Source organism: Pseudomonas sp. SZ40, from assembly GCF_052958135.1.
Map to the genome: position 1 here is coordinate 123,503 of NZ_JBQWIF010000012.1, position 11,798 is coordinate 135,300.

The window sequence follows — 11,798 nt, forward strand, 5'->3', positions numbered from 1 at the left end:
TAACCGGCCACCGTGTCGGTGAATCGGCACCCTAAAGTGCCGCAGAATATTACCCGCAAGGAGCCGTACATGAGCCTGCCGCGCCGGGTCGCCATCGTTGGTGGCAACCGTATTCCCTTCGCCCGCTCCAATACCGCCTACGCCACGGCCAGCAACCAGGCCATGCTCACCAGCGCGCTGGAGGGCCTGATCGAGCGCTACAACCTGCACGGCGAGCGCCTTGGCGAAGTGGTCGCAGGGGCGGTGCTCAAGCACTCGCGGGACTTCAACCTGACCCGCGAATGCGTACTCGGCTCGCGCCTGGCCCCCGAAACCCCGGCCTACGACCTGCAACAGGCCTGCGGCACCGGGCTCGAAGCCGCGCTGCTGGTGGCCAACAAGATTGCCCTGGGGCAGATCGAAAGCGGTATCGCCGGTGGCGTGGACACCACCTCGGATGCGCCCATCGGCGTCAACGAAGGCCTGCGCAAGATCCTGTTACAAGCCAATCGCGGCAAGAGCACCGGCGACAAGATCAAGGCGCTGCTGCAGCTGCGTCCACGGCACCTGGCGCCCTCGCTACCGCGCAATGGCGAGCCGCGCACCGGCTTGTCCATGGGCCAGCATTGCGAGCTGATGGCGCAGCACTGGGCCATCCCGCGTGACGAGCAGGATCAGTTGGCCGTGGAGAGCCACCGCAAGCTCGCTGCCGCCTACGCCGAAGGCTGGCAGGACGATTTGCTGACGCCGTTTCTCGGCCTGACCCGTGACCAGAACCTGCGCCCCGATATCGACCTGGCCAAGCTGGCCACCCTCAAGCCCGTGTTCGAGCGTGGCCAGCGCGGCACCCTGACCGCAGCCAACTCGACACCGCTGACCGATGGTGCGTCGTTGGTCCTGCTGGCCAGCGAAGAATGGGCCAAGGCCCGTGGTCTGCCGATTCTTGCCTACTGGCGCGATGGCGAGGCGGCGGCGGTGGATTTCGTCAAAGGCAACGAGGGGCTGTTGATGGCGCCGGTGTATGCGGTGCCGCGCTTGCTGGCGCGCAATGGCCTCACGCTGCAGGATTTCGACTACTACGAAATCCACGAAGCCTTCGCCGCTCAGGTGCTGTGCACGCTCAAGGCCTGGGAGGACGCCGACTATTGCCGCAGCAAGCTGGGTCTGCAACAGCCGCTGGGCGGCATCGACCGTGCGAAGCTCAACATCAAGGGCAGCTCCCTGGCGGCTGGCCACCCGTTCGCAGCGACGGGTGGGCGCATCGTCGCCAACCTGGCCAAGCTGCTATCGGTGGCCGGCGAAGGCCGTGGCCTGATCTCCATTTGCGCCGCCGGTGGCCAGGGCGTTACCGCGATTCTGGAGCGCTGAGTCGGCCGACCAGGGCGACCGGCTGGCCGATCAATCCTCGCGCCGCGTCGTCTTGGCTTCGGCCTCGAGCAAGGCGGCCTTGCGTGCCACGCCCCAGCGGTAGCCGCCGAGGCTGCCATCGGCTGCGGTGACGCGGTGGCAGGGCACCAGCAGGCCCAGCGGATTGCTGGAGCAGGCTCGGGCGATGGCCCGTGGGTGGCTGCCCAGGTTGGCGGCCAGTTGTCCGTAGGTTCGCGTCTGACCCATTGGGATGGCCCGCAGGGCCTGCCATACCTGCTGCTGAAACGCCGTGCCTTGCAGATCCAGCGGCAGGCAGGCAGCGCGTGCCGGTTCCTCGAGCTGCATCAGCACCGCGTTCAGCCACTCCTCCAGTGCCTTGTCGTCACGCTGCAGCGTTGCCGCAGGAAAGCGCTGACGCAGCTCCGCCTCCACCGCGTTCGCGGATTCGCCGAACAACAGGGCGCAGAGGCCAGTGTCGCTGCTCGCCACCAGCAGGTAGCCCAGTGGGCAGGGCGCCACTGCCAGGCGCAGCGATTCCCCGGCGGCACCTTTGCGTCGGCTGGCCGCGCTCACCCCATCGGCCCGCTCGTAGAGTGCGCGGGTACTGGAGTAACCGCTGTTCAGCGCAGCATCGAGCAGCGAACCGGCCTGGGGCAGTTCGAGCGCCAGGCGCTCACGCTGGCGGGCGCTGCCCCAGGCCTTGGGTGTCATCCCGGTACGTGCCTTGAAGGCTCTGGCCAGGTGCGACGGTGACAGGCCGATGCGCGCGGCAAGTGCTTGCAGAGTCGGTGGTCTTTCCGCTTCGTCGAGCAGGCGGCAGGCTGCAGTCACCAGCGCGTCGAGCTGCTCGGCCAGGCTGCTGCCCCGGGGCGAGCAGCGTTTACAGGGCCGATACCCCGCCGCCTCGGCGTGTGCGGGCGTGGCATGGAAACTGACGTTCTCGCGCCTTGGCCGGCGTGCCGGACAGCTGGGGCGGCAGTAGATGCCGGTCGAGCGCACGGCGAAGACGAATTCACCGTCCTGCGTGGCATCGCGTTCGCATACGGCTTGCCAGTGGCGTTCTTCCGACATGTTCATCTCCTGTAACAGACACTGGATTGTCGGTATCGACCAGATTACGCGCCAGTGCCAATCACGCTTTCAAAGTGTATGAGTCGGCACATTTTCCATAGAGACTGTGCGCTGCCCGAGGATTGCCGTATAAAAGGGCCGCATAGCCCATTGAGGACCCTAATAAAAGCTGATGAAGACGCCAAAACGCATTGAGCCCCTGGTCGAAGACGGCCTGGTGGACGAGGTGATTCGCCCTTTGATGAGCGGCAAGGAAGCAGCGGTCTATGTTGTGCGTTGCGGTACCGAGTTGCGTTGCGCCAAGGTCTACAAGGAAGCCAACAAGCGGGGTTTCCGCCAGGCCGCCGAGTATCAGGAAGGTCGCAAGGTACGCAACAGCCGTGACGCGCGGGCTATGGCCAAGGGCTCCAAGTATGGTCGCAAGGGGCAGGAAGACGCCTGGCAGAACGCCGAGGTGGCAGCCCTGTTTCGTCTGGCCAGCGCCGGGGTCCGGGTGCCGAAACCCTATGACTTTCTCGAGGGTGTGCTGCTCATGGAACTGGTCGGGGACGGCGAGGGTGGCGTAGCGCCGCGCCTCAACGACGTCGACCTGCACCCCGAAGACGCCCGTGAATTCCACGCTTTCATGATCGAAGAAATCGTCAAGATGCTCTGCGCCGGCTTGGTGCATGGCGACTTGTCCGAATTCAACGTGCTGCTTGGCCCTGAAGGCCCGGTGATCATCGACCTGCCCCAGGCGGTGGATGCGGCCGGCAACAACCACGCCTTCAAGATGCTCGAGCGTGACGTCGGCAACATGGCCGCCTATTTCGGCCAGTTCGCACCGGAGCTCAAGTTCACCAAGTACGCCAAGGAAATGTGGGCGCTCTACGAAGACGGCAAGCTGACGCCGGATAGCGTGCTGACCGGGGAGTTCGATGACCCCGAGGACGAGGCCGACGTCGACGCCGTGTTGCGTGAAATCAAGGCCGCCCTGGCCGATGAGGCACGCCGTCAGGCCGCGCTCAACGCCGAGGACGAGCCCAAGGACCAGGAGCCGCCTCCGCCCTGGGAGCGGTGATTGAGCTTGATGCAGTGGTGGGCTGAAGCGGATCGCCGCCCGGCCCACCCTGTACGGCTGCGATCCACCGCGGGCGCGGGCCGTGCCCGCGATTTCGCGCGCATGGCGCGCTCCCACAAGTTGGTGCGCTGAAGGGCGGTCCGCCTGATGGATCAACATCGACCCTGCGCCCGCTGACCTATCTGAAGAATCGCAGGGAACGACCGTTTTGCAATCCACTGTGGGAGCGGGCCATGCCCGCGATTTCGCGCGCATGGCGCGCTCCCACAAGTTGGTGCGCTGAAGGGCAGCTCGCGGGATGAGTGAACATCCATCCTGCGCCCGCGAACCGGCCTGAAGAATCGCAGGGACCGGCGGTTCCGCGATCCACTGTGGGAGCGGGCCGCGCCCGCGATTTCGCGCGCATGGCGCGCTTCCACAGGTACTGCGCCGAAGGGCAGCTCGCAGGATGGGTGAACATCCATCATGCGCCCGCGAACCTGCCTGAAGAATCGCAGGAAACGGCGGTTCCGCGATCCACTGTGGGAGCGGGCCGCGCCCGCGATTTCGCGCGCATGGCGCGCTCCCACAAGTTGATGCGCTGAAGGGCAGCTCGCGGGATGAGTGAACATCCATCCTGCGCCCGCGAACCGGCCTGAAGAATCGCAGGGAACGGCGGTTCCGCGATCCACCGCGGGCGCGGGCCGCGCCCGCGATTTCGCGCGCATGGCGCGCTCCCACAAGGTACTGCGCTGAAGGGCAGCTCGCAGGATGAGTGAACATCCATCCTGCGCCCTAGGACCGGCCTGGAGAATCGCAGGGAACGGCGGTTCCGCGATCCACTGTGGGAGCGGGCCGCGCCCGCGATTTCGCGCGCATGGCGCGCTCCCACAAGGTAGTGCGCTGAAGGGCGGTCTGCCTGATGGATGAACATCGACCCTGCGCCCGCTGACCTGTCTGGAGAACCGCAGGGAACGGCCGTTTTGCAATCCACTGTGGGAGCGGGCCGCGCCCGCGATTTCGCGCGCATGGCGCGCTCCCACAAGTTGGTGCGCTGAAGGGCGATCCGCCTGATGGATGAACATCGACCCTGCGCCCGCTGACCTATCTGAAGAATCGCAGGGAACGGCGGTTCTGCGATCCACTGTGGGAGCGGGCCATGCCCGCGATTTCGCGCGCATGGCGCGCTCCCACAAGTTGGTGCGCTGAAGGGCGGTCCGCCTGATGGATGAACATCTACCCTGCGCCCGCTGACCTATCTGAAGAATCGCAGGGAACGGCGGTTCCGCGATCCACTGTGGGAGCGGGCCATGCCCGCGATTTCGCGCGCATGGCGCGCTCCCACAGGCACTGCGCCGGCAGGTAGCGCTTACCCGACCTGCGCCCACGAATCCGCTTGGGCTGCCCCGAAATGGTGAGTTTCAGGATCGCCTGCTTCATCTTGGTTCGTATCCTGCGCCAGTCGCGCCGATCTGCAGGAGCCTGCCAAGCCCTTTGCCATGGGCCTTCCCGGCTTTTTCAAGGCCTTGGCATGCAACCTGCTATCAAACCTGTGCACCCATCATCGATGGGGCCGGTGAACAGGCCATGACCTGATACTCACCCCACATAACTGAATCCAAGGCAAAGACGCCTGAAGCTGACAACAGCTCCAGGCGTCTTTTTTTTGCGTTGCAGAAAACCGTGATACCGCAGCAGACAGAGGGCAGGCTATGAATTCCATCGTCACATCGATCAAGCGCGAGAACCTGATCGTCATCGGCAACGGCATGGTCGGCCACCACTGTGTGGAGCAGCTGATCGCCAGCGGCGCCCTGCATCGCTATCAGGTGCACGTGTATGGCGAAGAGCGCCAGCGCGCCTACGACCGTGTGCACCTGTCCGAGTATTTCTCCGGCAAGGATGCCGAAGCCCTGGCCCTGGGCGAGCCTGATCTGTACGCCCGCAACGGCGTGCATCTGCACCTCGGCGAGCAGGTGCTGGAGATCGACCGCGAGAACCGCGAAGTCGTCACCACCAACGGCCGTCGCGGCTACGACCGGCTGGTGCTGGCCACCGGTTCCTATCCGTTCGTACCGCCGATTCCGGGCGCCGAGGGCAATTCGCGCCTGGTCTACCGCACCTTGGACGACCTCGACGGCATCCGCGCTGCCGCGGCCAGCGCCCGCCGTGGCGTGGTGGTGGGCGGCGGTCTGCTCGGTCTCGAGGCGGCCAATGCCCTCAAGTCCCTTGGCCTGGAAGCTCATGTGGTGGAGTTCGCGCCACGCCTGATGCCGGTGCAGCTGGATAACGACGGTGGCGACGCATTGCGGGCGCGCATCGAGGCCCTGGGTGTGGGTGTGCATCTATCGCGCGCCACCCAGGAGATCGTCATCGGTGAGGAATACGCCTACCGCATGAAGTTCAATGATGGCGAATTCCTTGAGACCGACCTGATCGTGTTTTCCGCCGGTATTCGTCCGCAGGACGCCCTGGGCCGTGCCGCCGGGCTCGACATCGCGACCCGCGGGGGCGTGGTGGTCGACAACGACTGCCGCACCAGCGACCCGGCGATTTTCGCCATCGGCGAATGCGCGTCCTGGAATGGCATGGTCTTCGGCCTGGTCGCGCCGGGCTATTCGATGGCCCGCAATGTCGCCGCACAGCTGGCTGGCGCGCCCCACGAACTATTCACCGGCGCCGACATGTCGACCAAGCTCAAGCTGCTTGGCGTCGACGTCGGCTCCATCGGCGATGCTCACGCCGCCACGCCGGGCGCCAAGAGCTACCGCTATATCGACGAAGCCAATGCCAGCTACCGCCGTCTGGTGGTCTCGCCGGATGGTCAGCACGTCATCGGCGCCGTGCTGGTCGGCGACAACAGTTATTACGACACCCTGCTGCAGTACGCCCAGAACGGCATCAAGCTGCCGGCCGATCCGTCCAGCCTGATTCTGCCGCTGTCCGAAGGCGCGCCGACCCTGGGCGCCGATGCGCTGCCGGATACCGCGACCATCTGCTCCTGCCACAACGTCAGCAAGGGCGCGGTGTGCTGCCAGGTCGACGCCGGCATCACCGACCTCGGCGAGCTGAAGGCCATCACCAAGGCCGGCAGCGGTTGCGGTGGTTGCAGCGCCTTGCTCAAACAGGTCTTCGAGCATGAGTTGAGCGCCCGCGGCGTGGCGGTGGACAAGAGCCTCTGCGAGCACTTCGCCCATACCCGTCAGGAGCTGTACGCCATCGTCCGGGTGGAAGGTGTGCTCAGTTTCGAAGAACTGCTGGCCAAGCATGGCCGCGGCCACACCGGCTGCGATATCTGCAAGCCAGCGGTCGGCTCGATCCTCGCGTCGTGCTGGAACCAGCCGATCACCGACCCGCTGCTGATCCCGCTGCAGGACACCAACGACACCTTCATGGCCAACATGCAGAAGAACGGCACCTACTCGGTGGTGCCGCGTATTCCCGGTGGCGAGATCACCCCGGACGGGTTGATCGCCATCGGCGCCGTGGCGAAGAAATACGACCTCTACACCAAGATCACCGGCGGGCAGCGCATCGACCTGTTCGGCGCTCAACTGCACGAGCTGCCGGAAATCTGGGGCGAGCTGATCGCCGCCGGCTTCGAGACCGGGCATGCCTACGGCAAGTCGCTGCGTACCGTGAAGTCCTGCGTGGGCAGCACCTGGTGCCGCTATGGCGTGCAGGACAGCGTCGGCATGGCGCTGCGCCTTGAGGATCGCTACAAGGGCCTGCGCTCGCCGCACAAGATCAAGTTCGCGGTCAGTGGCTGCACCCGTGAGTGCGCCGAAGCGCAGAGCAAGGACATCGGCGTGATCGCCACCGACAAGGGCTGGAACCTCTACGTGTGCGGCAACGGCGGCATGCGCCCGCGGCACGCCGAGCTGTTCGCCACCGACCTGGATGACGAAGCGCTGATCCGCACCATCGACCGCGTGCTGATGTTCTACGTGCGCACTGCCGACAAGCTGCAGCGCACCTCGGTATGGCGCGAATCGCTGGAAGGCGGCCTGGATTACCTCAAGGCGGTGATTCTCGACGACAGCCTGGGCCTTGGCGCCGAGCTGGAAGCGCAGATGCAGCTGGTGGTCGACCGTTATGAATGCGAATGGGCCGGTGCCCTCAAGGACCCGGAGAAGCTCAAGCGCTTCCGCACCTTCGTCAACGACAAGCGCGGCGATCCGGACATTCACTTCGTCAAGGAGCGTGGCCAGCGCCGACCCATGACCGCCAGCGAGTTACATCTGATTCCCGTTACCGAGGAGGTGCTCTGATGAGCCAGTCCAATGCCGTGCGCGCCCAATCGCTTCCCGCCACCGAATGGCAACCGCTGTGCAGCAGCCAGGATCTGGTCGCCAACTCCGGTGTGGTGGCCTGGCTCGAGGGTGACCAGATCGCCCTGTTCCATCTGCCCCACAGCGAGGCCGGCGAGCAACTGTTCGCGGTGGAAAACCGCGATCCGAAATCCGGCGCCAACGTCATCGGTCGCGGCCTGATCGGCCAGATCAAGGGTGACCTGGTGATCGCTTCGCCGCTCTACAAACAGCATTTCCGCCTGGTCGACGGCACCTGCCTCGAGTACCCGGAGCAGCGCCTGCGCGTATGGCCGGTGCGGCTCAATGGCGACACCGTGGAAATCGGCCTGGCGAGCTGAATGCTCGACGACTTACCGCGAAGGCCGGAGAAGAACGCCAAGCAGGCGCCCCGGCCCATTCGCCCCCTCATTCCTGTTTGCACACCTGAAAAGAGAGCATCTCCATGTCCTACCTGGTTCCTGCCGAATTCGTCACAAAGATGGTGGATACCGGCGAGTCGAAGATCTTCATGTCGACCCGCGATACCCTGATCCGCGCCTTCATGGCCGGTGCGATTCTGGCCCTGGCGGCGGTGTTCGCCATCACCATCACTGTCCAGACTGGTTCGCCGCTGCTTGGCGCAGCGTTCTTCCCGGTCGGTTTCATCATGCTGTACCTGATGGGCTTCGACTTGCTCACCGGGGTATTCGTCCTCGCTCCGCTGGCGCTGCTCGACAAGCGCCCGGGGGTCACCGTCGGTGGCGTGCTGCGCAACTGGGGGCTGGTGTTCATCGGCAACTTCGCCGGAGCACTGACGGTCGCCGTGATGATGGCTTTCGTCTTCACCTATGGCTTCTCGACCAGCGCGGGTGAGATCGGCGAGAAGATTTCGCACATCGGCGAGTCACGCACTCTGGGCTACGCCGAGTTCGGCACGGCCGGCTGGCTGACCATTTTCCTGCGCGGCATGCTGTGCAACTGGATGGTGTCCATGGGTGTGGTCGGCGCGATGATCTCCACCACCGTCAGCGGCAAGACCATCGCCATGTGGATGCCGGTCATGCTGTTCTTCTACATGGGCTTCGAACACTCGGTGGTGAACATGTTTCTGTTCCCCTTCGGGATGATCATGGGCGGCGATTTCTCGGTGATGGACTACATGATCTGGAACGAAATCCCCACCGCACTGGGCAACCTGGTTGGCGGCCTGGCCTTCACCGGCCTGACCCTCTACACCACGCACGTCAAGACCGCACCCAAGCGCTCCTACAACTGAGTACCGTCGATGGCCGCTGCTGAAAACCTGCGCACGGGCAGGAAGAGCCAACTGCAGGTCAGCATCGGTCAGTGCTCGGACAAGGGCCGCAAGGCACGCAATCAGGACTTCCATGGCCTCTGCGTGCCCCATGAGCCGCAACTGAGCAGCAAAGGCATCGCCATCGCCCTGGCTGACGGCATCAGCAGCAGTGACGTCAGCCATATCGCCAGTGAAACGGCGGTGGCGGCGTTTCTCTCCGACTATCTCAGCACCAGCGAAGCCTGGTCCGTGAAGACCTCGGTGACTCGCGTGCTCAGCGCCACCAACGCCTGGCTGCACGCCCAGACGCGGCGCGGCCAGCATCGCTACGACATGGACCGCGGCTACGTGTGCACCTTCAGCGCTCTGGTGCTGAAGTCGACCACCGCGCACCTGTTCCATGTCGGCGATACCCGCATCTACCGCCTGCGCGACGGCTCCCTGGAGCCGCTTACCCGCGATCACCGCGTCTGGGTCGGCCAGGACAAGAGCTACCTGAGCCGTGCCCTGGGCATCCAGCCGCAATTGGAGATCGACTATCAGGCACTGGCGCTGGAGAGCGGCGACCTGTTCCTGCTGGCCACCGACGGCGTGTACGAGTTCGTCGATTCGCGCTTCATGATCGAGTGCATCGCCGCACACGCCGACGACCTGCAACGGGCCGCCCAGCATATCGTCGACCAGGCCCTGGCCAATGGCAGCGACGACAACCTGACCCTGCAACTGGTGCGCGTCGACAGCCTGCCGCGTGCCGAGGTCGATGAGTTGCAGCACAAGCTCGGCGAGCTGCCGTGCCCGCCGATTCTGGAAGCGCGCATGCCCTTCGACGGTTACCGCATCGTCCGCCCGCTGCACGCCAGCGCCCGCAGCCACGTGTACCTGGCCACCGATGAAGACAGCGCTGCCACCGTGGTGATCAAGACGCCCTCCCAGGACTTGCAGCACGACGCCGCTTACCTCGAGCGCTTTCTCATGGAGGAGTGGATCGCCCGGCGCATCGACAGCCCCCACGTGCTCAAGGCTTGTGCACCGACCCGCAAGCGCAATTTCCTGTATGGCGTCAGCGAGTTCATCGAGGGCCGGACCCTGGCGCAGTGGATGATCGATCACCCGAGCCCGGATCTGGAAACCGTGCGTAGCATCGTCGAGCAGATCGCCCGCGGCCTGCGTGCCTTCCACCGTCTGGAAATGCTGCATCAGGACCTGCGTCCCGCCAACCTGATGATCGATGCAACCGGTACGGTGAAGATCATCGATTTTGGCGCCACCCGGGTGGCAGGGCTGCAGGAGATCGCCAGCCGCCAGGCGGACGACCCGATACTCGGCACCGCGCAGTACAGCGCCCCTGAATACTGGCTCGGTGAGCCCGGCACGGTACGCTCGGACGTGTTTTCCCTGGCGGTGATCGCCTACCAGATGCTCACCGCTCGGCTGCCTTACGGGGCCAGCATGGCACGGGCGCGAACCCGCGCGGCCCAGGCGCGGTTGCGTTACGCACCGCTCGGCCAAGGGCGCGAGCTGCCTTCGTGGCTCGACGACGTGCTGCGCAAGGCCTGCCACCCGGACCCGCTGAAGCGCTATGCCGACCCGGACGAATTCGCCCACGCGCTGCGTCATCCCGGTCAGGCGTTGCTGCGCCGTGGCCGGGTACCGTTGCTGGAGCGCAATCCGCTGTTGTTCTGGCAGGTCAGTTGTTTGGCGCTGGCGTTGACGGTGGTGGTATTGCTGGCGCGCTAGCGGTTGCCAAGGGCGCTTTACTGCCGGGTGTTTCCGAGGGGTTGCATGGCTGGCCGGCACGTTGCTCGAGCGCTTCGTATCGCGCTTCGCGTGAAAACCGTGCAGGCCCCGCCAGTGCACGGTTTCAGGGCGTAGATGGAAAGGTAACTTAATGAAATAATTTGTCGCAAATTGTCATATTTGTTCTCTCGGCAACAAGACAGAATGCGGCTTCTGTTCAGCCATAAAGTGCGTGATCGTGGACTATCTCCTGCAACTAGCTAGCGACCCAACTGCCTGGGTCGCCCTTGCCACTCTGGTGGTAATGGAAGTGGTACTCGGCATCGACAACCTGATCTTCATCTCCATCCTCACCAACAAGCTGCCCGAGCATCAGCGTGAAAAAGCGCGGCGCCTGGGTATTGGTGCGGCGCTGGTTCTGCGTCTGGGCCTATTGGGCACCGTGGCGTGGATCGTCCAACTGGTGGAACCGGTGATCGAGCTGTTCGGCCAGGCGTTCTCCTGGAAGGACATCATCCTCATCGCCGGTGGCCTGTTCCTGCTCTGGAAGGCGACCAAGGAAATCCATCACTCCATGGACCCGGAGCCGGAAGGCGACATGTTCGTCGGCCGTACCGCTACCCTGGGTTTCAGCGCCGCCATCGTGCAGATCCTGCTGCTCGACCTGGTGTTCTCGGTCGACAGCATCATCACCGCCGTGGGCATGACGCCGCACGTGCCGATCATGGTCATCGCCGTGGTCGCCGCCGTTACCGTGATGCTGGTCGCTGCCAACCCGCTGGCGCGCTTCATCGCCAACAACCCGACCGTGGTGATGCTGGCCCTGGGCTTCCTCATCATGATCGGCATGACGCTGATCGCCGAAGGCTTCGGCGCTCACGTGCCGAAGGGCTACATCTACGCCGCGATGGCATTCTCCGCCATCATCGAGGGGCTCAACATGTTGTCTCGCCGGGCGCGCCGCAAGGCGGCTGCCGAGGCCAACAAGGCACCTTGACGCCGCGCACCTCCCCCT

The 11,798-nt window shown here is 64.7% G+C and carries 8 protein-coding genes; 7 read left to right on the top strand and 1 reads right to left on the bottom strand.

Features of this window, described 5'->3' with window-relative positions; translation table 11 throughout:
- Nucleotides 1-69 precede the first annotated feature (69 nt).
- A complete protein-coding gene (locus tag ACT9T4_RS12280) occupies nucleotides 70-1,347 on the top strand; it encodes an acetyl-CoA C-acetyltransferase (RefSeq protein ID WP_042556797.1) in 1,278 nt (425 codons plus the stop codon).
- Nucleotides 1,348-1,377: 30 nt separating this feature from the next.
- On the opposite strand, the gene ada is transcribed toward ACT9T4_RS12280, so the two are convergent.
- Entirely contained in the window at nucleotides 1,378-2,418 is a 1,041-nt protein-coding gene (ada, locus tag ACT9T4_RS12285; protein WP_499117168.1) for a bifunctional DNA-binding transcriptional regulator/O6-methylguanine-DNA methyltransferase Ada, read from the bottom strand.
- 172 nt (nucleotides 2,419-2,590) lie between these two features.
- On the opposite strand from ada, the gene ACT9T4_RS12290 reads away from it, so the two are divergent.
- From ACT9T4_RS12290 to ACT9T4_RS12315, 6 genes are all read left to right on the top strand, one after another.
- Nucleotides 2,591-3,478 (top strand): PA4780 family RIO1-like protein kinase, encoded by an 888-nt coding sequence (locus ACT9T4_RS12290; protein WP_042556799.1) that lies wholly within the window; start codon nucleotides 2,591-2,593, stop codon nucleotides 3,476-3,478.
- A 1,691-nt stretch (nucleotides 3,479-5,169) separates the two neighbouring features.
- Nucleotides 5,170-7,728, top strand: coding sequence for a nitrite reductase large subunit NirB (nirB, locus tag ACT9T4_RS12295; protein ID WP_499117170.1), 2,559 nt, complete (start codon nucleotides 5,170-5,172; stop codon nucleotides 7,726-7,728).
- Nucleotides 7,728-8,108, top strand: a complete 381-nt coding sequence (gene nirD / locus ACT9T4_RS12300) for a nitrite reductase small subunit NirD (protein WP_042556801.1) — start codon at nucleotides 7,728-7,730, stop codon at nucleotides 8,106-8,108. The genes nirB and nirD overlap by 1 nt, the downstream gene beginning before the upstream one ends.
- A gap of 104 nt (nucleotides 8,109-8,212) precedes the next feature.
- The gene (locus ACT9T4_RS12305) at nucleotides 8,213-9,025 is read left to right on the top strand and encodes a formate/nitrite transporter family protein (protein WP_499117172.1); all 813 of its coding nucleotides are present in this window, start codon (nucleotides 8,213-8,215) and stop codon (nucleotides 9,023-9,025) included.
- Nucleotides 9,026-9,034: 9 nt separating this feature from the next.
- Complete coding sequence (locus ACT9T4_RS12310; protein WP_499117175.1) at nucleotides 9,035-10,783, top strand: bifunctional protein-serine/threonine kinase/phosphatase; 1,749 nt, start codon at nucleotides 9,035-9,037, stop codon at nucleotides 10,781-10,783.
- A gap of 238 nt (nucleotides 10,784-11,021) precedes the next feature.
- A complete protein-coding gene (locus ACT9T4_RS12315) occupies nucleotides 11,022-11,780 on the top strand; it encodes a TerC family protein (protein ID WP_082045938.1) in 759 nt (252 codons plus the stop codon).
- The last annotated feature ends 18 nt before the right edge of the window (nucleotides 11,781-11,798 follow it).